Genomic DNA, 20,887 nt, shown 5'->3' with positions numbered 1-20,887 from the left:
CCATGAGCGGTACACATATCATCCAGCGGCAGATACTGCAGATCGACCTGCACGGGACGGAAGCGGATGGTATCGCTCTGCAGCGTCGCCTGTCCTCCAGGTTCCAGGATGATATCGTACGGACGCTTCAGAGTGTATTCGACAGGCATGCACCGGTGGGCGGACATCTCACGATCGATCGTCTCGAACTCGATCTCGGATCGGTAAGCATGGAGACCGTCGAGGCCGAGATCGCCGACGCGTTGACGAAGGAGCTCGACGATGCGTTGCGCCGGCAGACCTTCGACGTCATCGTCGATGCAGGGCATGCCGATCGTCGTGGCGGTACGATGGACACTGGCTTCCATGGAAGGAAGGAGCGTCTGTTCGATGCCTTCCTTCACGTCCTCGAAACGGGAAGGCTGCCCTGGTCCATGCTCCTGCCGGGCGGAGCGACTCTCGAAGGACTCCTCCTGGAAGAACTTGGATCCGGCCCCGACACCACGTCGAACGTATTGCGCCGGGCCATGTTGCTGGTCGCCACATCGCCGATCGCGCGGCGACGCCTGATATGGCAGTTCAGCGAATCCTTCAGATTCATGATGATCGCCGCTACCATGCCGTCGATCCTGATGGACGTCGATACGGTGCTGTCGGTATGGAAACGCAGTGGAGTGGCCGAGCACCTCGTGACTCCGTTCAGGGAAGCCGTCTGGGATACCGTGTTCGTATTCGGTGGTAATCCTCCATCCAGTGGGATCGCGTCCACGCTCGTCACCGGCGCGCTCTCGGTGGTCCGATCGACGGCGCCTTCCGACATCACGCGGGAGATCGTGATCGCAGCCCGTCGTATCTGGCCTTCGATTTCCGACGACGTCGCATCGGCCATCGTTACCGGTGATACGACCTCTCATGACGAGCCGAAGGACATTACCGCATCGATGCCGGAGAGTATCATGATGGCGGATGGCATCTTCGTCGAGAATGCCGGTATCATTCTCCTGCATCCGTTCCTCGCGACGTTCTTCGGAGTCGTCGGCGTTGCCGATGGCGATACGATCGTGCAGCCGTACAAGGCTATCGTCCTTCTGAACCATCTCGCGACGGGTGAGACATTCACGGCAGAACACGATGCCACATTGTTCAAGATCCTGTGCGGTGTTGACGTCGACGCACCCATTCCGTCCGTGGTATCGACCTCGGTGGACGATCTGGCCGAGGCCGACAATCTTCTCCGGGCCGTCATTGGACATTGGGACGCGCTGGGGTCGACGTCCATCGACGGTCTGCGCGAGAGCTTCCTGAAACGCAGTGGTAAACTCGGTATCAGCGACGATGGAGAGTGGCGACTGCAGGTCGAGTGGAAGACCTACGACGTCCTGCTCGACCGGCTGCCCTGGGGTATTGCCCATGTACGGTTACCGTGGATGCAGGCCATGTGCGGAGTGGAGTGGAAGCCATGAAAGCTACCGCGGACAAGGCCCACAGACCGACTACTTCCTCGGCACAACGGGGTGAATCTCCGAAGCCCTTCTTCGCGAAGAAGGAAGGCGGCGATTTCTTCAAGTCCCACGTGCAGACGAAGATGACGGTGAATTCACCGGGCGACAAGTTCGAGAAGGAAGCCGATTCCACGGCCGGTAAGGTCATGAAGATGTCGGACAAGGACGTGCAGAAGGTACAGCGCGCTCCGGCCATGGACGAGAAGGTACAGAAGAAGGAAGAGGACAAGCTCCAGAAGAAGGAGGAAGACAAGCTGCAGCGCGCTCCTGCCGTCGAGGAAAAGGTACAGCGTGCTCCTGCCGTGGATGAGAAGGTACAGAAGAAGGACGAGGACAGGCTCCAGAAGAAAGAGGAAGACAAGCTGCAGCGCGCTCCTGCCATGGATGAGAAGGTGCAGAAGAAGGACGAGGACAGGCTTCAGAAGAAAGAGGAAGAGAAACTCCAGAAAAAGGAAGAAGAGAAGATACAGAAGAAGGAAGGCGGAACTCCATCGGTCGGCAATGCCACGCAGACGTCGATCCGGAACAAGACGACAGGAGGACAGCCGATGTCTTCCGACGTCAGGAGCTTCATGGAGCCGCGCTTCGGTGCGGACTTCGGCAACGTCCGTATCCATGCGGATGCGGAAGCCGCGAGCCTGAGCAATCAGCTCAGTGCACGTGCCTTCACGTATCAGAACCACATCTTCTTCTCACGTGACCAGTATCAACCCGGATCGAGCGACGGCAAGGAGCTTCTCGCTCACGAACTGACGCATACCATCCAGCAGGGGCATGCGATCCAGCGTAGCCCGCAGATAACGACCACGACGACCCCTCCTCCGATTCAACGTCTCGGTATCAGCGACGCACTCGACTACTTCGCCGACGCGGCGTACAACATTCCGGGATACCGGATGCTGACCATCGTCATCGGCTTCAATCCGATCAACATGTCGGCGACGGACAGGAGTGCCGCGAACATCCTGCGTGCGTTGATCGAATTCATGCCCGGTGGACATCTCATCACGCAGGCCCTCGACAATCACGGTGTCTTCAACAAGGCCGGTGAATGGGTCGAACAGCAGATGGCCGCGCTCGGTGATATCGGCAGCAGCATCGGCAATGCCCTCGATGCCTTCCTCGACTCGCTGAGCTGGACGGATATCTTCGATCTCGGGGGTGTGTGGGATCGTGCGAAGCGCATCTTCACCACTCCCGTCGATCAGATCATCGACTTCGCGGGCAACATCGTCTCCGGCATCCTGGCCCTGGTCCGCGAGGCCGTGCTGCGCCCACTCGCCGCTCTCGCAGAAGGAACGGCCGGCTACGATCTGCTCAAGGCCGTGCTCGGACAGGATCCGATCACGGGTGACCCGGTACCGAGGAATGCCGATACCCTGATCGGTGGCTTCATGAAGCTGATCGGCAGGGACGATATCTGGGAGAACATCAAGAAGGGCAATGCCATCGAACGGGCATGGGCCTGGTTCCAGGGGGCGTTGTCGGGACTCATGGGACTCGTGACGTCCATTCCCGGGCGGATCATGGACCTCATCGCATCGCTGACGTGGCAGGACGTCATCACCATCGTCGGCGTCTTCTCCAAGGTCGGCGAGGCCTTCCTGAACATCGCGTCGGACTTCATGAGCTGGGCCGCCCAGCAGGTCCTCGGATTGCTCGAAATCATCTTCACCGTCGTGGCACCCGGCGCCGTACCCTACATCAAGAGAGCGGCAGGGGCATTCAACGCCATCATCGAGAATCCGATCGGCTTCGTGGGCAACCTCGTACGTGCCGGAAAGCTCGGCTTCCAGAGATTCGCTTCGAACATCGGCAATCACCTCAAGACCGCACTCATCAAGTGGCTGACGGGGCCGCTCGGCGACGCCGGTGTCTACATTCCGAAGTCGTTCGATCTGATGGAGATCCTCAAGCTCGTGCTTTCGGTGCTCGGCCTCACGTGGCAGAACATCCGCACGAAGCTGGTCCGGATCATTCCCGAACCGGTCCTCGTCCTGCTCGAGAAGAGTGCGACCATCCTCGTCACGCTCATCAAGGATGGTCCTCTCGCCGCATGGGAGCAGATCAAGGCCGAACTCAACGAACTCAAGGGTATGCTCATCGCCCAGGTCACGCAGATGGTCACGGAAGAGATCGTCAAGGCTGCCGTCACCAAGCTCGTGATGATGCTGAACCCTGCTGGAGCGGTCATCCAGGCCATCATCGCCATCTACAATACCATCACGTTCTTCATCGAGAAGATCAATCAGATCGCTGCCGTCGTAGGTTCCTTCATCGACTCCGTCGCTGCCATCGCCAGTGGTCAGGTCGATGCGGCAGCGGCAAAGGTGGAGCAGACGATGGCGAATACTCTCGTCGTCGTGATCGGCTTCCTCGCCAAGTTCGCCGGCCTCGGTAACATTCCCAACAAGCTCGTCGGCATCGTCCGCAGGATCCGCAAGCCGATCGACAAGGGGCTGGACAGGATCGTGGCATGGCTCGGTACCATCCTGAAGAAGATCGGTGGCGCCATCAAGGCCGGTGCGAAGAAGCTTCTGCAATGGTGGAAGAAGCGGGTGCCCGTGAGTGGCGATGACAAGCCGCATACGCTGACGTTCGAAGGCAACGACAAGAACGCGAAACTCGTCATCCGATCCGCACCGCAGTTACCGTCCGTCTTCCTCGCCGAAGTGGCCGAACGAAGGAAGGTGAAGGCCGCCGATCGTACGGGACCGATAGGAACGGCACAGACGCAGGAGGCGGCGATCGCGGGGGTACAGGGACAGTTGAAGGCATACGACGAGAAGACCACGCCTTCCGATCAGGATGCCAACAAGGCCGATAATCTTGCGAAGGACCTCGACGGCAAACTCGGAACGCTGGCCACGCATCTCGGCACGACGCTGACCGGATGGGGAGCGAAGGACGAGCCCATCAAGGCCTTCTCCGTACCGCGCGGCAGGTTCACCTACGAGATGAAGGCGAGGATCGCGGCGCAGCACAAGGACAAGAGCGATCTCAAGAAGGACTCGAAGGGACGCCTCGTCAACCTGCAGCCCGAGCTGGCACGGCGCCACGTGGTATCGTCGGACGACATGTCGAAACACTACGAGGCCGCACTGGTCAACAAGAAATGGTCGGAAGGAAAGCTGTTGCTCGAACAGCGCGGTTCCACCGGTGAATCGCATACTCCCGTACCGGAGCCGCTCAATCAGGCGAACATCGCTCTCGCGGCGAATACGCGGTATCAGAAGTTCTTCGGCTACACACGCAATCTCTTCATCGGCGACAGCAGGGAGAACAGTTCCATCCAGCAGCACCTCGACGACGGGCATCCCGATATGGCCTCGAATCAGTTGCAGGAACATGTCCGCTTCATCAAACGTGCCTGGGCCATCGATGGCAGCTTCGTGGAGACACCGGTGAGATGATCATGCACTCGACCAATCTCGACATTTCCATCCAGTGGTTGACGGACGTCGTCGGCGTCTGCCTCCGTTCGCAACTGCGGGACGAAGCCGCTGCCGACGTACCGACACCCGACTATACGAACGACGGTTCGGCGTTCGCCCGATTCATCGAGAAGCACAACCCGACCTACGAGGAGATGATCGTCCTCCTCATGGCTCTCGTCCCTCACATCCAGCCGCAGTTCTTCGACAAGCTCATCGCCGAGGTACTGCCCGGTGGCGGGGATTTTCCGGACTTCGGTGGAGTACGTGGAACGAATCATCGCGGCCTGTTGCCTACCGGCGAGACCGTGCTCTACGTTCTCGGAGGCCACGACATCGCGCGCAGGCTGCAGATACAGAGGATGATGAGCGCGGATCACTGGTTCGCGCACAGGCGCCTGCTCTGGCTCGAAACCGTACGCGACGGTGAGCCCGCGATGAGCGGAAGGCTCATTCTCGATGACGAACTCGTCGAACAACTGACGACCGGCATCGTGTCGAAGCCGAGGTTCACCATCGACTTCCCGGCCGAACACATCGAGACGACCATGGAATGGACGGATCTCGTCCTTCATCCCACCACGCTGGTCCATATCCGGGAGATCCAGCACTGGATCGATTACAACGCCACCGTCATGCAGGGATGGGGAATGCGGAAGAAGGTCAAACCCGGCTATCGTGCGTTGTTCTATGGTCCGCCCGGCACGGGGAAGACGCTGACGGCGACGTTGCTCGGCAAGCATACGGGACGGGACGTCTTCAGGATCGATCTGTCGCGCGTGGTCTCGAAGTATATCGGCGAGACGGAGAAGAACCTGTCGAAGCTCTTCGACAAGGCGGAGCACAAGGACTGGATCCTGTTCTTCGACGAAGCCGACGCCCTGTTCGGAAAACGTACCGACATACGTGACGCTCACGACAAGTACGCCAATCAGGAAGTCGCCTATCTGCTGCAACGTATCGAAGGTTACAATGGACTGGTGATCCTCGCCACCAATCAGCGTGCGAACATCGACGACGCCTTCGTACGGAGATTCCAGTCGATCGTCCATTTCCCGATTCCGCGCGCCGAAGAACGATACACGATATGGACGCATACCATGCCGTCGCAGATGGAAATCGCCGCCGACGTGGATTGGCATCACATCGCCCAGCGATACGAGATCAGCGGTGCGTCCATCGTCAACGTGGCACACTATTGCGCACTGGAGGCGCTCGCCGACGATACGCTCAGACTCGACATGCAGCGTCTCGAAACGGCGATCCGACGCGAATTCGTCAAGGAAGGGAAGGTCGTCTGACGATCTTCCCCGCTCGTTCGATCACGTCAGCGGGATGCTCTGGGCGAAGTGGAAGACGTTCCTCGGATCGTACTTCTTCTTGACGGTCTTGAGCCGATCGAGATTCGCGCCGTAGTAGGCATGCTGCCAGTTCGTCTCCGATGGATCGATGAAGTTCTGATAGCACTGGTCGGACGTGAACGGCTGCATGGCGATATGGAAGTCGTCGAGCCAGGCTTCGTTGCGTGCGAGCGTCTGCTGCGAATCCGATGCCAGCCACTCCAGTTCGATGCTCGTGATCATCGCCGCATCGCGATGTACGAAGGCCATCGCGTCGGGCGTCTTTCGCGTGATGGCTCCACCCGTCAGGAAGTATTTCCACGTCGCTGCAACGCCGGTTCCGGGCCATGCGCGAAGATTGTCGAAGATCGTCTGGATACCCGCTGAGGAGATCGCGGCAGGGGCATAGCGCGAGCGTTCGTGAGAGTACTCGGGCGTACCGTCTTCGGACAGGAATTCCTGTCCATCCCAGTAGGAGCGTAGTTCGATCGTCTCGGCGGAAGGAGCGGCGATGGCGTAGACCGATGCGAGCATGGTGCGGACGTCGTCGACAGAACCGATGTATTGTCCGAGCAACGTCACCGCCAGATCGTTGGCCGCACCGTTCCGCTTGGCCGTTACCGCAACCTTGCATCCCATCGATTCCGGTGCCGACATCAGGATGGTCTGCAATGCGGCGAAGATGTCTTCATGCTTCGCCGCCCATGTGATCTGGTAGACGGTGACGGACGTGACGGGGAAGGTCTGGAACGTGAAGGACGTGTGGATGCCGAAGTTGCCGCCGCCGGCGCCGCGGCAGGCCCAGAAAAGATCCTGATTCGTCGTCTCGTTGCATGTGAGGATGCTGCCGTCGGCAGTCACGACCTGCGTCTCCACGAGCTGGTCGCACGTCAATCCCTGGGCGCGCATGTTGAATCCGATGCCCCCGCCGAGTACGAGTCCGGCGACGCCCACTCCCTTGCAGCGGCCGTGGGTTATCGCCACGCTCGGTGCGCGCAGGGCGCTGTAGACGTTCATATTGCGTGCACCGCCCTGCAGCAGGGCTTTGCCCGTCGAACCATCGAACGAGACCTGATTCATCTGCGACACGTCGATCATCAGTCCCGTCGTCGTCGAGAATCCTGCATAGGAATGTCCGCCGGATCGGACGATGAGAGGAACGTCGTTCTTCTGCGACCAGGCCAGACTCGCCTGGACATCGGCGACGCTGGCACATCTCGCGATGCCACCGGGGAGAATGTTCGCATACTGCAATGCCCAGGGAGCGGCAGCTCCGGAATAGCCTGCATTGCCAGGCAACAGCAATGTTCCCTGAAGCTTCGACGCGAGGTCCGACCATGGAATAGCAGGATTGACGGGAGAATCGGAACATCCCGTGAGCCATCCGAACTGTACGAGACCCGCGCCGATGGCCAGGCCTGCACTGCTCTTCAGGAATCTGCGTCGTGACGGAACCATGGTCGCGTCCATATTACCCCGCGAGTCGTTACTTGGTATGATCGTAGCTCAAGATCGTTGGCTGCAAAGGTAATCGTTATCGTGGCCCGTCGGAATAGCCGGTACCCGGTATACGGAGTCGTAGCCTCCGCCGAACCCTTCATCCAGATGGTAGGATCACGACGGTGTACCTGGTTTGACGTGTCGGGGAGAGTTGACTAACTTGATCGGCACTCGATCATCCGTGAGCGGATGTACGCGATCCATCGGATGAGAGAGCATGCGGCTATCGACGAAGATTCCGATGCGAGGAGGACACGATCATGGCGACGACACTCGATGACGTTCTTGCGCAACTGGAAGCGCTCGGTAACGAGAAGGTCCGCGCACGCAACAGGAAGAATGGTGCCGACGACAATCAGTTCGGCGTCGCCATGGGCGACATCCGGAAGGTCGCGGCGAAGATCAGGACCGATCATCGCCTGGCCCTCGATCTCTGGAGAACCGGAAACCTGGATGCACGACTCGTCGCCATCCTTCTGCTCGAACCCGGAACACTGTCCCGCGACGAAATGGACGGTATGGTCCGATCGGCCGATCATCCGCAGATCGCCGACTGGCTGAACTCCTACATCGTCAAGAACCATCCCGACAAGGAAGTCCTTCGCGAGAAGTGGATGCACGATGACGATCCCTGGGCCGCCCGCGCAGGATGGAATCTGACGGCATCGCGTGTGGCGAGAGAACCGGACGGCCTCGATCTGCCGGGGCTGCTGGACCGCATCGAAGCGGAAATGGGGACCGCTCCGTCTCCCACGCAATGGACGATGAATTCCTGTCTCGCCGGAATCGGCATTCATTTCCCGAAGTACCGCAAGCGTGCTCTCGCCATCGGCGAGCGGTTGGGGATCTATCGCGACTATCCCGTCTCGAAAGGCTGCACATCGCCCTTCGCTCCGATCTGGATCAACGAGATGGTGAAGCGGCAGGAATGAGGGCTACGCCAACGTCGCCGATCGCTCCTGTTCCTGGATGCTATCGGGGAAGCGATGGGCCAGAAGATGTTCCGAGGTATCGACTCTTATCGTATCCCGATCAACCGGCTCACCTTCGTATGCAGTAACCGGATCAGCCTCGGGTCCATGTAGTCGTAGTCATCGGGAATATCGAGACAGATCAGCTTCCTGTCTTTCAGATGTGCGCGGAATCTCCTGCGGATGGTGGTGACGTGGTACCGTTCCATCGCGAAGATCATGTCCGCCCACTCGATCAGATCCGGCTCGATCGGCCAGGGAGCATCGCCGTTCGTACCGGCCGATCGTGCCACGATGCCATCATGACCGTCGAACACGGCCTCAGCCGTAGGGCTGCGGAGTCTGTTGGCGCTGCAGACGAAGAGAATGTTCATGACCATCCACGATAGTATAGACGAGATGGAACGATCGTAGTATCAATGGGCATCGATGTTGGGCAGCAACTTCTTGATCAGTGCGATCTGTCCGAGATGATAGTGCGTATGCTCGATGATACCGTGGATGTTCCTGAAGTAGATGCCGTACTTCTCGTCCGCGATGTTCTCCCACAGCATATGCTCGGGCATCGTTTCGATCCACGCTGCGAGGTTCTCGGCATCGCGCCACGACTTGTCCAGGAGCCGTTGCCAGTCTTCCTGTGACGTGATAGGGGGATGGTCGAAGCTGTAGTTGTCGTCGGCATCGAGTGGACCTCCTCGGACCACCTTCAGTACCGCGTCCACGTAGTAGTTCGCATGGTAGGCCAGCGTGGCGATGGTATTGAAGGTGTGGACCTTTGTGATGGCCTGCTCCCATGTCACGTCGGCCAGTTGATCCTTCATGTTCGAGCAGGTCCAGTTCCCTCCGAAATGGATTTCCCTGAAGTGCTTGGCGATGTGTCGGGTCAGCGTCATGACTACCTTTCACTCTTGCAGAAATCGACACGTATCCGACATCCTATCCACTGCCGTGCCGGAATAGGGTGGCCATCGTAGATCATTTCCGGTATCCTTCGCCGATGCCGATGTTGTAGGTCAGACTCAGGTGTACGGATGATGGGAGGCCGCCGCCGGTATGGACGACCGGGATACTGGCACCCAACGTGAAGTCACCATTCCCAGCCACCCGAATCCGGCCTCGGGGAGAATGGATATCATACCGTTACCGTTGAAGTCCGTATAGGCACCGGCGCTGGCCCGGAAGGAGAATATCAGGGCGCTGAGTTCGCAACCTGCCTTCAGCCCGACGATCCAGCCGGGCCGACCATAACCCGCTTCGACGGTAAGACGTGGTCCTATCACCTGCGGACCGACGCTGGAGAGGGGATCGGTATATATCAGGCCACCTTCGATCGTACCGACACCCGAGCTCCCCCATCCCGTTCCTCCAATAGCTACCGTCGGAAAGATCTTCGCTCGCGACGTTCCGTCGTTCGCCCTGAGTACGACGATGGCGACGGACGACAAGAGGAGCGCCATCAGGGCGGATCGAATGTACGTCGTGCGCGTTCCGCCACGATTGTTCGATGGAAGTATCTTTTTCCCATTCCGTACGGATGCGTCCGATCCCTCCATACCCGTGTTTCCTCTGGATGACATGTACTGCTCCACGGTGTGCAATGTAGGATCGTGCCGGGGATTGTTGTCCGGGCTTCCGGTATCCACCGTCTGCCTTCGGCCATGCACGACCGTTCGATCGTGCTATATGGTAGCTTGGGCATGTGTTTCCGGTCCCTGTCGTGAGCCTGACCATCCTATGAAGGATGCATTGTGCATCGCAGCCATCGTCATGATCGCATTGTCCATCGTAGTGGCCACGATCTGGAATTCAGCGCAGGGAACATGCACGGTGGTCAAGGAAGCACGGAATACGGAGGTGGGCAGGAAGGCCGTCCTGTTTCTGGTCCAGGCGCAGGCGACCGTCGCCGATTCGTACCAGGTGCCGGTCATGGACGCGACGGCGTCCATACGGGACGGCGATCGTGGTAATGCATTCGTCGTCGATGGCGACCATGGCCGTACGGTTCTCGATTCGACGGCCATCGATCTTCGGTGGCATGGTGCGGATACGTTGCGGATCGTTTATGACCGGTGATTGATGACGTTCGCGATGAACACGACCGTCGATGGGGTGGCGGTCGTCTACGAGAGGAAGTAGATGGGGAAGGGTACTGCCGTGCTGCCGGGAGGAAGGAAGTATCACTGACACGGAAGTGTCATGATGTTTTATTCGTTCAGATACTTAGTCTTACAACTAAGATAATTGACAATGAACACGATCGCTCGAATCCGAAATGAAGAAGACCGCTTTGACTCCCGAGCAGTTCATGAAGGCCAGCCGGGAGTATTCCTATGCTTCCACCTTCATGCATGAAGCCATCGCCCGCAGGGCGGGGCTGTCGGGTGCCGATCACAAATACCTGGGAATTATTCTTCAGCATGGGCAATTGACGGCCGGCGAGCTATCGAAGTCCGCGGAACAATCGTTGCGGTACGTGCATGTGACCTGCTCACTGGCCTCCTGTTCGGTCTACATGCCTAGGCTCGAGACGATGCAAGTCCGGTATCGTGATTCGCATGTGCCGGCCAGCCCTGTTCGTGGACGCATACGAATGCCACCACGGTATCGATACGGATCATGGCCCGAACAATTCGAAGGATGTGTATACTCCATACTTTGGCATCACTCCGCCAGCCCAGTTCGGAATGTCACGTTGCGGGTCCTCTTCGTACTTGAACTTCTGACATGGCCCACCGCCGGAATTCGTGCAGCTCGTATCGAACGCACAGTCGTCCACTGCGGGAATGTTCGGCGCCTGTGGTGGATAGTACACCGGCGTGCATCGGCAGAATGTCGTGCCGATCGTGATGGTGCCGAATTGCGTGATGAAGTCGCCGCATTGGCAACGCCCTATTTCCGCCGGAGGATTGGTACGCGCTTGCGGGATCGAGCATTTCCGCTGGTTGCGCGGTTGCTTCGGTAGTGCCGAGGCGACCGATGGGATGATGATGGAGAGGAGGACGACGAAGGAAATACGATACTTCACGACCAGGCCCTTTGGATGATATGTCGAATGTTTCGGATACGCTACACGATGGGACCGGATACGCTCTGCGATCGGTCCGCCGCCGATGCCGGCCGGATAGCCCTTCGTCAGTACACCAGGATGTTCCGGGTGCACTGCACGCTCGAGCCGGTGCGCGCGATGACGTAGTAGAGGCCCGGATTCACGGGAACGTCGTAGGTGGTCGTGCCGGATACTACGTTTACCGTGGCGATGAACTGGCCGCCGGACGAGTAGAGATCGAAGTTCGTTATTCCCGACCCTGTAGCGAGAACCGCCCGTATTCGCTTCGGCCCCGATAGCGTCGCTACCGTGAACGTGCATGACGTTGATGTCGGAGAACACTGGTTTGCCTCATCGACGACAGTACAGTAATTGCGCGTTCCCTCGTAGTTCAGGATGATGTTCGAACCTGCATGCACGATGTTGTCCCATCGCGTCCACCGCTTGTTCACCGCACCGGCGGATGATACGTTCACCTGAATGTATACGTCGGTAGGCGGGAATCCCGCAGGCGCTATGAAAACGCAACGGGCCGTCAGCGGAAGCATGGCGTAGAGACAGGGCCGGGTACTGACCGTTGTCGATGAGAAGTGTGCGGAATCGAGCAGTGAGATGCGTGCTCCGGTCGATGCATTCACGAGCTCGACCCACATGGATACTGCATCCGGATTGACCAGCTTCTCGAACGCGAACGTATCGCCGCTGCGATCCTCCCAGTAGATCCGTTTGAACACCGAGAACGTGTCGCCGGCAACGATGCTGATCGTTTTCGATCTGGACAATGCGCTGAGGGCGGTATTGGCGACTTCTGCGGTATCGGTATCAAGATAGTCGGACCAGTTCCAGACCTTGTCCATGCACCAGTTGTCGGCGAACACCCACCGCGAATTCTTGCGGAATTCGCTGACCTTGAAGAAGAAGCGCGTCGAGTCCGTCTGATGCTCGAAATCGAACGATGGCACGAATTCACCTGCCTGACGAATTCCATTACTGGCCACGATACGCAGGGCAGTATCCGCGAGGAACAGTTGCTCGAGAGAATCGCACTGGGCGAATGCGGATAAGGACGTCGAACACAGAATCATCAGACCGATGATTCCTCGAACCATAGTAGGCATATAACCCTCATTCAGTATCTATCTGTAACCCTTGTGACAATCCGAACGTACGAATATCCGAGTGCAGATGCAAGGCGGCTATATGGCGGAGTATTCGTATTTCCGCAGGGCACATTCACAATGACATCATACGACCGAGATGGGCAGAACAGCCAATGGCGCGGGAAAACCGAAGCCGAAGAAGACCGCCTCCAGGAGCAAGTCCGCTTCGAAGAAAAGCGGTAGAGAAGAAGAACATCAAGGAGTATCCTGGCTCCGTGTACAAGCCGGCTGCCTGCAACAGGTTGTATATCGAATTCAAGGGCAGCGCGCCGATCGCAACAGGGCTACCAGCGACGGAAGAGAACAAGGCGATTGCGATCGAAATGCTCTGGATCCTGTGGCGACGAGCCAATGGTCTGGAGCAGGTAGTACAGCCTGTGGCGCATCCAACGCATGTTGCCGCACCCGACGATGTCCTGGCGGAAGAACCACGCAGGACGAAGAAGCCCAAGCGGGTTACCCCTAACGAAGCATAGAAGGAGTACGAGCGGTACTTGAAGGTGCGGAAGCTCGCTTCTACGACGGTAACGGCATATCTCGATGCCTATCTGAAGCTCCGGCCGGTAGAACTGACGCCGGAGGTGATCGAGGAGGCCGTCATGGTGTTCGTCGAGAACTGGACCGGGAAGCGGGGATCGATCAACTCCTACCTCACGAACTACACGACGTATCTGCAGTGGTGCTATGAAAAGAAGTACCTCGATCGTATTCCGAAGCTCTCCCCATACCGGCAAAAGGTTGGGGCGAAGAAAGTTCCTGTCGTCCTCACAGGGCCGGAATGGGTTGCATTGTATGTCGACCTGGCTGAGAAAGCGGAACCCGTAGGTGCCGACGGCAAGGTGAGGACGGAAACGCAGCGCAAAAGCGCGCGGATATTCCTGTTGCTCGTCGAGACGATCTATCACAGCGGGATGAGAATCGGAGAATCCCTACGGTTCGACGACAAATGGATCTATGATCTGGACGGAGTCCGGGCCGTCTGTATTGAGAACAAGGTGGATGCCCAGGCTGAATGGCTACCGATAAGCCGTCGTCTGGACGAGCTGTTCCGCGAGGTCAGGGCCGAGCGTGGATTCCGCTGGCATCCGAAGAGTCTTATAGATTCGTCGCCACTCAAGGACAAGGACGGGAATATCATCGTTGATGCCCTGACGACGAAGCTCTTTCCGTGGAGCGACAAGTCAAAGTCCAACCTGACGAAGCGCCTGAATGCTGCAATGGAGCGCGTCGGGATCAAGGGTAAGAATGGATGGCATACGCTCCGGCGCACGTTCCGGCACAATCTGAAGATGGGAGGCGTGACCCTGGATGACAGCGCGAAGATCCTGCGGCACCGGGATGCGAATCTGACCCGTGAGGTCTACACGGTGTATGAGCAGGCCGCGATGTCGTCTCTCATGGACCAGGCTGACCGGGAAGCTGCCAACCGGAACGAGGCGCTGCTGAGAGAAGCCCTGCGGAACCGGGGAATGGGCGTCCTTCGTGGGGATACTGTTGAGGATGAAGGTGACGGCGACGAGGATGAATAATCGCATCTTCGAGCAGAGCACTTTTCGTCATTTCCTTGAGGGAAATTCAAGGGGAATGCGAGGAAAAAACCGAAAATCGGCGTGAAAAAGTGGCCGTATTCGTGATGTTCCGTGAAGAAGTTAGACGCACCTCAAAAAAGAAAAAACCCTGCAAGTCATTGAGACTAACAGGGTTACTTCTGCGGACCCGTAGGGATTCGAACCCCAAACCTTCTGATCCGTAGTCAGATGCTCTATCCAGTTGAGCTACGGGTCCCTATGAAGCTGTCGATGACATCGTGTGCCGTGTGGTGTGCGGCACACATATCGGGCTTGCCCTTAGCCCTTGGCTTCCATTTTGCGGACGAATGCCGAGAGCGAACTCTTGCGATTGGCAGCGGCATTCTTGTGCAGAACGCCGTGTGCGGTTACGCGATCGAGAACGCTGAAGGCCTTATTGAGAGCGGTCTTGGCTGCATCGAGCGTGGTTGCCGAGCGCACGGCCTTTACCGCTTCGCGCAACATCTTGTTGTTGGCGCGATTGTAGATGCGGCGGCGGCGCGACTGGCGGATCCGCTTGATTGCTGACTTATGATGTGCCATGTTGAGTCAGTGTCGAATTCGTTTTTACAAGGACCGCAAATATACGGGATGGAAAACAAAATCCAAACATCCATTGTCGTTTTCCACGAATTGCGGTGCCGCGCAGGGGGAACCACGGACGGGAGGACGATCGTCGTGTGGCCGTCCGGAAACGGGATTCCACTACCTGCGAGCGGGCCCAATATACCGGTATGGCGGATAACGGAGATCATCCGGTTTCCGTCGTCGGCCTGGAACGGGCGCTGCCACGATCGTTGGCGTCCAGCCGATACTTCATGGAGGGTTCGTACCTTTGTCGTCATGTCCCTGTTCGATCAGCTAGCAGCCCTTTCCACCGAGGGGATACATCCGACCACGCGGGAGATAGACCTTGCATCGTCGCGGGAGATCGTGGAAATGATCAACCGTGAGGATGCCACAGTGGCCGCCGCCGTGGCACTCGAGCTCGATCACGTAGCCGCTGCCGTGGACCATGTAGCCGCTGCCTTCCGGCGCGGGGGACGTCTCATATACGTCGGGGCAGGCACCAGCGGCCGTCTCGGCATCGTCGATGCATCCGAATGTCCACCGACGTATGGAGTATCGCCCGACATGGTGCAGGGAATCATCGCGGGCGGCCCGGGGGCGGTATTCAGGAGCGTGGAAGGCGCCGAGGATTCGGAAGAGGAGGGCGCAGGGGCCTTGCGGGCCATAGACTTGCAGCCGTCCGACGTCGTATGCGGCATCGCCGCCAGCGGCCGCACGCCCTTCGTCGTCGGAGCCGTACGTGCAGCGCACGAGGCCGGATGCAGGACGGTCTTCGTGAGCACGAACGACCGGTCGACGGTGGGGCAATTCGTTCCGTTCGTCGACGTCCTTATATGCCCGCACGTCGGTCCGGAAGTGGTTGCCGGTTCGACGCGTATGAAGAGCGGGACGGCGCAGAAGATGGTGCTGAACATGATCACGACGGCAGCCATGATCCGGATTGGAAAGACCTACGGCAACGTCATGGTCGACCTGCAATTGACGAATCGCAAACTCCAGGAACGTGCCCGACGTATCGTGATGACGATCGCCGGTGTTACCTATGAAGAAGCGGAATCGTTGATCCGCGAGGCCGACGGACACGTGAAGACGGCGCTGATCATGGGACTTCTGCACTGCTCGAAAGACGAGGCCCGGGAGCGTCTTGAGCGGGCCGACGGCTTCGTACGGCGCAGCCTGGAGTAACCCTATAACGACATAGCGACGTAATCGTGTCGCGGCGGTCCGATCAATCAATCCATAAGGGACGAAATGACCTGGTTTTCGGCAGGGATCGACTTCATTCTTCATATCGACAGCTCGTTGCAGTCATTGACGGCAGAGTACGGGCTCTGGACGTATGCCATTCTCTTCCTGATCGTGTTCTGCGAGACGGGCCTCGTCGTTACCCCCTTCCTGCCGGGCGATTCACTCCTGTTCGCCGCAGGTGCGATCTGTGCACTGGGATCGCTCGACGTGACCGCACTGATGGCACTGCTGGTCGTGGCCGCCATCCTGGGCGATTCCGTGAACTATGCCATAGGGGCGCGTATCGGACAGAAGCTCTTCGGGAGTTCGACGTCGAGATGGTTCAACAAGGCCCACCTGGAGCGGACTCATGCCTTCTATGAGAAGCATGGAGGGAAGACGATCATCCTGGCCCGGTTCATGCCGATCATCAGGACGTTCGCCCCGTTCGTGGCCGGTGTAGGGGCCATGACGTACGGCAAGTTCTTTCTCTACAACGTCGTGGGTGCCGTCCTCTGGGTTGTCGGATTCACCCTTCTCGGCTACGGATTCGCATCGGATCCTTTCGTCAAGAAGAACTTCACACTCGTGATCCTGGCCATCATCGTATTGAGCTTCATTCCGGCCGTGGTGGAGGTCATCAGGGCACGGAGAACCAGGACGACATAACGGCGATTCCATTCGTGAACGATATCTGGTGTTCATTTTTCATAATTTCCCGCTTGGCTTGGATGGCGGAACTGGCAGACGCACGGGACTTAAAATCTCGTGTCCTTCGGGACGTGCGGGTTCAAGCCCCGCTCCAAGCACATGTCATCGTATCGCATCTTGCAGTGCGTACACAGGGGAAAAAGGGATGGGGATGTTACTACAGCTTTTCACCAGCTTCGTAGTTCTGATCATGTTTGGGGTATCGGTATCGATACAGGCCCAGCCATTGATGGAACGTGTATCCTTGGATCGGCATGGCATTCGGTTCAATGCCAATCCGAACAGATTGCCGTTCCCGCTAGCGGTACTGAAGCACACGAACACGATGGTGCCCGGGAACGGGGTTGCCGCCGGAGACCTCGATGGTGACGGTCTGGCGGATCTCGTCTTCTCCGGCTTCCGTGGTCTCGGTATCTTCAAGAACAACGGCAACATGTCCTTCCAGGACATCACGAAGCAGGCCGGCATCATCGTCGACAGCAATATCTTCTCCGTCGGCGTCACGCTCGTCGATATCGAAGGAGATGGCGATCTCGATATCTACGTCTGCCGGAACGAACGGCCGAACAGGCTCTACATCAACAACGGCAAAGGGAAGTTCGTCGAACGTGCCCATGCCTACAAACTCGACCTCGTCGCGGAGTGTATCAACAGCGTTTTCTTCGACTACGACCGCGACGGCTATCTCGACTGCTACGTGGTAACGTACTCCAACCATGGTGTCAACAGCAGGATGCTCGAGGGGAAGGGTGATCAGATCGCCAGGGCATCCGAACAGATGCAGCGGGAAATGGCCGTACCTCGCTATGGCACGACGCAGCAGGAACAGCAGGAGCTCGCGGACAGCAAGAGAAAACCGCTGAACCCCATCGAACTGCGACACAAGGGTGCCGCTGACGTCCTCCTGAAGAACAACGGTAACGGAACGTTCCGAGACGTTACCTATCAGGCATGGATATCGGACGAGGCCATGGGCCTGAGTGCCACCGTCGGCGACATCAACCTCGACGGCTGGCCCGACATCTACGTCGCCAACGACTTCAACGTCACCGACCTTATCTACATCAACAACGGTGACGGATCGTTCGCTACCCAACACAGGAAGATGGTGCGCCGCGCTTCCGTCTTCAGCATGGGAAGCGACATCGCCGACTTCAACAACGACGGTCTGCCCGATATCGTCACGACGGACATGCTGCCCAAGAACCATGTACGAAGGATCACGAATTCCGGATCGTCCGGTGATATGTCGATTTACAATCCGACCTATGACTCGTTGCAGATCATGCGCAACATGCTGCAGTTGAACAGGGGCAACAACCAGTTCAGCGATATCGGATACATGACGGGTATCGCCGCTACGGACTGGAGCTGGGCCTGCCTCATGGTGGACCTAGACCTCGACGGACGGAAGGATATCTTCATCGCGAACGGATACACGTCCGATCTCAGTAACCAGGACTACGTCTACAACATCGGCCGTATGTCCGCCGATCAGGATTCGAACGGGCGCTTCCTGACGGAGCCGAACTTCGTGTTCCGGAACAAGGGAGGCATCGCCTTCGAAGACGTCAGCGCTGCCTGGGGCCTTGCAGATACCAGTGCATCCCTCGGTGCGGCATACGTGGACCTGGACAACGACGGCGATCTCGACCTCGTCGTCGGTAACATCGACGACAATCCGTACATCTATCGGAATACCGCCGTCGAACGCAAGCTCGGCCATTATCTGCGCGTCAAACTCGTGGGGACGGGCGGGAACAGCCGTGGCCTCGGCGCCAAGGTGCGTATTACGTACGGGGGCGAGTCGCAGTACCTTGAACAGTATCCGGTACGCGGTTTCCTGTCGACCATGGACGACGTGATGCACTTCGGTACCGGAACGGCAACCGTTCTGGATTCGGTGATCATCCAGTGGCCCGATGGTCGTACGGAGATCCGGCTGCAGGTACCTGCGGACCAGATGCTGACGCTGAATCATCGCGATGCCTCGATTCCGACGCGGGGCATGTTCGCCTTGTCGAAACCCGAAGCTCCGCTCTTCACCGACGTCTCCGGTACGACCGGGCTGGATTATCGCCAGACCGAGAACAAGTTCGACGACTACAAGAAGTACCGGATGATGCCGGTACGCGCCTCGTGGGGCGGCCCCCCGGTCGCCGTCGCCGACGTGAACGGTGACGGTCTGGACGACGTCGTCTTCGGCGGTGCGCGTGGAATCACGACGCAGATATATCTCCAGACCAGGCCGGGCACGTTCACCCAGGCTTCGAAGGCAGGACTGGCCAATGAATTCGGCTCCGAGGACCAGGCCATCGTACTGGTCGACATCGATGGCGACGGCGACCGTGATCTCATCGTGGCGGCCGGTGGCGTCGAGTTCGATCATGAAGACAATGAGATGCTCTCCTTCGTCTACATCAACGACGGAAAGGGGCAGTTCGTGCAGGATCAGTCGGGTCGGCTGCCGAACGTCCGCACGACGGCCGCGACCATCGTGGCGGCGGACTATGACCACGATGGTGCCGTGGACCTGTTCATCGGTGGAGGAGTTGGGGCACAGTATCCATTACCCAGCCGCAGCTACGTGCTCCGTAACAATGGCAAGGGATATTTCCGGGACATCACCGATTCCGTCGCACCCGGGCTGTCGGACGTGGGGATCGTCCGTGCGGCCTTGTGGACCGATGTCGACAACGACAATCACCTCGATCTGCTCGTCGCAGGGGAATGGATGCCCATCACACTCTTCCATAACGACGGTACCGGAACGTTCGTCAACATTACGGGTCAGGCGGGGCTGGACAAGACCATCGGATGGTGGTACAGCGTCAACGGAGCGGACGTCGACAACGACGGCGATATCGACTATGTCCTTGGGAACATTGGCCTGAATAACAGGTACCAAGCTTCGGACGAGCGGCCCATCGAAATATGGGCGGCCGACTTCGACGATAACGGCAGTATCGACCCCTTGATAACCTATTATCCTTTCCCGGAAGACAATAAGCCGTATCTTATGCGCGACCGGGGAAAGATTCTCAGCCAGATGCCGACTCTGAACCGGAGGTTCAATCATTACTACCAGTTCGCGTCGGCACCGCTGGACAAGGTTATCGACAGGGAGGCCCTGGATACGGCATGGCACCGGGCTGCTACCCTGATGAAATCGGCTGTTTTGTTGAACAACGGTAACAAAACATTTACGATCAAGCCATTACCGGACATGGCCCAGATCTCTCCGTTATTGGGAACGGAATTTCTGGACCTCAACGATGACGATAACATCGACCTGGTGACCGTCGGCAACATGTACGGAGCAGAGGAAGATGTCGTTCGCTACGATGCCGGTAAAGGACTCGTGCTGTTGGGTGATGGGAACGGGGAGTTCAGACCGCTTCCGATTCCGGAGGCAGGTTTCGTAAGCCCCTTCGATACGCGGGGTGTCGTTCTGGCGAAGAATGTCGGTGCGTCCGACGTTCCGCTGGTGTTGATCACCGCTGTCAATCAGGGAAAGGCCGAGAGTTTCAAATTGAACAATACGGCCGGTATTCGGGTCATGTCCTTGAATCCCGCTCGCGTGACGCATGCGATGACGGTATTCGAGGATGGCCGGAAAAGAAAGACGGAGGCCTACTGCGGAAGCGGATACAGGGCCCAGTCGTCATGCAATCTGGTCGTTTCGAGTCGGGCACGGCAAGTCATCCTTTACGACAGGGAGAAAATTGTCGAGGACGGAACTGTAACGAAACCGTGACTGCTCTGTTCTTGTAGATCCGCAATACCCGTATATTGCGTGTCTGCACTGGGCACCCCGTGAACTGGGGTTGTGCATGAGCATTCCGGCCTGCTGGTCAACAATGGCAAATTTCATGTTCA

The 20,887-nt window shown here is 58.1% G+C and carries 17 protein-coding genes and 2 tRNA genes; 11 read left to right on the top strand and 8 right to left on the bottom strand.

Annotation, left to right across the window (positions count from 1 at the left end):
- Positions 1-2: 2 nt before the first annotated feature.
- The 3 genes from BGO89_07540 to BGO89_07530 are packed head-to-tail and all read left to right on the top strand — an operon-like array spanning position 3 to position 6,216.
- Positions 3-1,442: a hypothetical protein gene (locus BGO89_07540; protein ID OJX57813.1), complete on the top strand. Its 1,440-nt coding sequence runs from the start codon at positions 3-5 to the stop codon at positions 1,440-1,442.
- A complete protein-coding gene (locus BGO89_07535; GenBank protein ID OJX57812.1) occupies positions 1,430-4,894 on the top strand; it encodes a hypothetical protein in 3,465 nt (1,154 codons plus the stop codon). The genes BGO89_07540 and BGO89_07535 overlap by 13 nt, the downstream gene beginning before the upstream one ends.
- Positions 4,891-6,216: an AAA family ATPase gene (locus tag BGO89_07530; GenBank protein OJX57811.1), complete on the top strand. Its 1,326-nt coding sequence runs from the start codon at positions 4,891-4,893 to the stop codon at positions 6,214-6,216. Before BGO89_07535 ends, BGO89_07530 begins: the two co-directional genes overlap by 4 nt.
- A gap of 21 nt (positions 6,217-6,237) precedes the next feature.
- On the opposite strand, the gene BGO89_07525 is transcribed toward BGO89_07530, so the two are convergent.
- Positions 6,238-7,599, bottom strand: coding sequence for a hypothetical protein (locus BGO89_07525; protein ID OJX57862.1), 1,362 nt, complete (start codon positions 7,597-7,599; stop codon positions 6,238-6,240).
- A gap of 416 nt (positions 7,600-8,015) precedes the next feature.
- Here BGO89_07525 and BGO89_07520 point away from each other — a divergent pair, with 416 nt between their 5' ends.
- Complete coding sequence (locus BGO89_07520) at positions 8,016-8,687, top strand: DNA alkylation repair protein (protein OJX57810.1); 672 nt, start codon at positions 8,016-8,018, stop codon at positions 8,685-8,687.
- A gap of 86 nt (positions 8,688-8,773) precedes the next feature.
- On the opposite strand, the gene BGO89_07515 is transcribed toward BGO89_07520, so the two are convergent.
- The 3 genes from BGO89_07515 to BGO89_07505 form a co-directional block, all read right to left on the bottom strand.
- Positions 8,774-9,106, bottom strand: a complete 333-nt coding sequence (locus tag BGO89_07515; GenBank protein OJX57809.1) for a protein tyrosine phosphatase — start codon at positions 9,104-9,106, stop codon at positions 8,774-8,776.
- A gap of 36 nt (positions 9,107-9,142) precedes the next feature.
- The gene (locus tag BGO89_07510) at positions 9,143-9,619 is read right to left on the bottom strand and encodes a DUF1572 domain-containing protein (protein OJX57808.1); all 477 of its coding nucleotides are present in this window, start codon (positions 9,617-9,619) and stop codon (positions 9,143-9,145) included.
- 126 nt (positions 9,620-9,745) lie between these two features.
- The gene (locus BGO89_07505; protein OJX57807.1) at positions 9,746-10,279 is read right to left on the bottom strand and encodes a hypothetical protein; all 534 of its coding nucleotides are present in this window, start codon (positions 10,277-10,279) and stop codon (positions 9,746-9,748) included.
- A gap of 181 nt (positions 10,280-10,460) precedes the next feature.
- On the opposite strand from BGO89_07505, the gene BGO89_07500 reads away from it, so the two are divergent.
- Positions 10,461-10,799 (top strand): hypothetical protein, encoded by a 339-nt coding sequence (locus BGO89_07500; protein ID OJX57806.1) that lies wholly within the window; start codon positions 10,461-10,463, stop codon positions 10,797-10,799.
- 541 nt (positions 10,800-11,340) lie between these two features.
- Here the strand turns inward: BGO89_07500 and BGO89_07495 are convergent.
- Both BGO89_07495 and BGO89_07490 read right to left on the bottom strand, forming a co-directional pair.
- Complete coding sequence (locus BGO89_07495; protein OJX57805.1) at positions 11,341-11,886, bottom strand: hypothetical protein; 546 nt, start codon at positions 11,884-11,886, stop codon at positions 11,341-11,343.
- A complete protein-coding gene (locus BGO89_07490; GenBank protein OJX57804.1) occupies positions 11,859-12,857 on the bottom strand; it encodes a hypothetical protein in 999 nt (332 codons plus the stop codon). The genes BGO89_07495 and BGO89_07490 overlap by 28 nt, the downstream gene beginning before the upstream one ends.
- A gap of 290 nt (positions 12,858-13,147) precedes the next feature.
- Between BGO89_07490 and BGO89_07485 the strand changes: the two genes are divergently transcribed.
- Positions 13,148-13,408, top strand: a complete 261-nt coding sequence (locus BGO89_07485) for a hypothetical protein (GenBank protein OJX57803.1) — start codon at positions 13,148-13,150, stop codon at positions 13,406-13,408.
- 18 nt (positions 13,409-13,426) lie between these two features.
- The gene (locus tag BGO89_07480; GenBank protein OJX57802.1) at positions 13,427-14,461 is read left to right on the top strand and encodes a hypothetical protein; all 1,035 of its coding nucleotides are present in this window, start codon (positions 13,427-13,429) and stop codon (positions 14,459-14,461) included.
- Between the two features lie 182 nt (positions 14,462-14,643).
- Here BGO89_07480 and BGO89_07475 read toward each other — a convergent pair.
- Positions 14,644-14,717: transfer RNA gene (locus BGO89_07475), tRNA-Arg, on the bottom strand.
- Positions 14,718-14,779: 62 nt separating this feature from the next.
- Positions 14,780-15,043, bottom strand: a complete 264-nt coding sequence (locus BGO89_07470) for a 30S ribosomal protein S20 (protein OJX57801.1) — start codon at positions 15,041-15,043, stop codon at positions 14,780-14,782.
- A 300-nt stretch (positions 15,044-15,343) separates the two neighbouring features.
- Here BGO89_07470 and BGO89_07465 point away from each other — a divergent pair, with 300 nt between their 5' ends.
- From BGO89_07465 to BGO89_07450, 4 genes are all read left to right on the top strand, one after another.
- Entirely contained in the window at positions 15,344-16,255 is a 912-nt protein-coding gene (locus tag BGO89_07465) for an N-acetylmuramic acid 6-phosphate etherase (protein OJX57800.1), read from the top strand.
- A 66-nt stretch (positions 16,256-16,321) separates the two neighbouring features.
- Complete coding sequence (locus BGO89_07460; GenBank protein OJX57799.1) at positions 16,322-16,966, top strand: hypothetical protein; 645 nt, start codon at positions 16,322-16,324, stop codon at positions 16,964-16,966.
- A 56-nt stretch (positions 16,967-17,022) separates the two neighbouring features.
- A tRNA-Leu gene (locus BGO89_07455) sits at positions 17,023-17,106 on the top strand.
- Positions 17,107-17,237: 131 nt separating this feature from the next.
- Positions 17,238-20,765 carry a hypothetical protein gene (locus tag BGO89_07450; protein ID OJX57798.1) on the top strand — a complete coding sequence of 1,176 codons (3,528 nt, stop codon included), beginning with the start codon at positions 17,238-17,240 and terminating at the stop codon, positions 20,763-20,765.
- Positions 20,766-20,887: the final 122 nt, after the last annotated feature.

It is taken from the genome of Candidatus Kapaibacterium thiocyanatum, from assembly GCA_001899175.1.
GTDB classification, from domain to species: domain Bacteria; phylum Bacteroidota; class Ignavibacteria; order Kapaibacteriales; family Kapaibacteriaceae; genus Kapaibacterium; species Kapaibacterium thiocyanatum.
The sequence above is the reverse complement of the archived record's forward strand: the minus strand, read 5'-3'. Positions and strand labels throughout refer to the sequence as shown.

Excerpts from the sequence above, each read along its gene's own strand:
- BGO89_07540 (OJX57813.1), top strand. The coding sequence starts at position 3 with ATGAGCGGTACACATATCATCCAGCGGCAGATACTGCAGATCGACCTG.
- BGO89_07530 (OJX57811.1), top strand. The coding sequence starts at position 4,891 with ATGATCATGCACTCGACCAATCTCGACATTTCCATCCAGTGGTTGACG.
- BGO89_07520 (OJX57810.1), top strand. The coding sequence starts at position 8,016 with ATGGCGACGACACTCGATGACGTTCTTGCGCAACTGGAAGCGCTCGGT.
- BGO89_07515 (OJX57809.1), bottom strand. The coding sequence starts at position 9,106 with ATGGTCATGAACATTCTCTTCGTCTGCAGCGCCAACAGACTCCGCAGC.
- BGO89_07510 (OJX57808.1), bottom strand. The coding sequence starts at position 9,619 with ATGACGCTGACCCGACACATCGCCAAGCACTTCAGGGAAATCCATTTC.
- BGO89_07505 (OJX57807.1), bottom strand. The coding sequence starts at position 10,279 with ATGGAGGGATCGGACGCATCCGTACGGAATGGGAAAAAGATACTTCCA.
- BGO89_07500 (OJX57806.1), top strand. The coding sequence starts at position 10,461 with ATGAAGGATGCATTGTGCATCGCAGCCATCGTCATGATCGCATTGTCC.
- BGO89_07490 (OJX57804.1), bottom strand. The coding sequence starts at position 12,857 with ATGATTCTGTGTTCGACGTCCTTATCCGCATTCGCCCAGTGCGATTCT.
- BGO89_07470 (OJX57801.1), bottom strand. The coding sequence starts at position 15,043 with ATGGCACATCATAAGTCAGCAATCAAGCGGATCCGCCAGTCGCGCCGC.
- BGO89_07465 (OJX57800.1), top strand. The coding sequence starts at position 15,344 with ATGTCCCTGTTCGATCAGCTAGCAGCCCTTTCCACCGAGGGGATACAT.
- BGO89_07460 (OJX57799.1), top strand. The coding sequence starts at position 16,322 with ATGACCTGGTTTTCGGCAGGGATCGACTTCATTCTTCATATCGACAGC.
- BGO89_07450 (OJX57798.1), top strand. The coding sequence starts at position 17,238 with ATGGAACGTGTATCCTTGGATCGGCATGGCATTCGGTTCAATGCCAAT.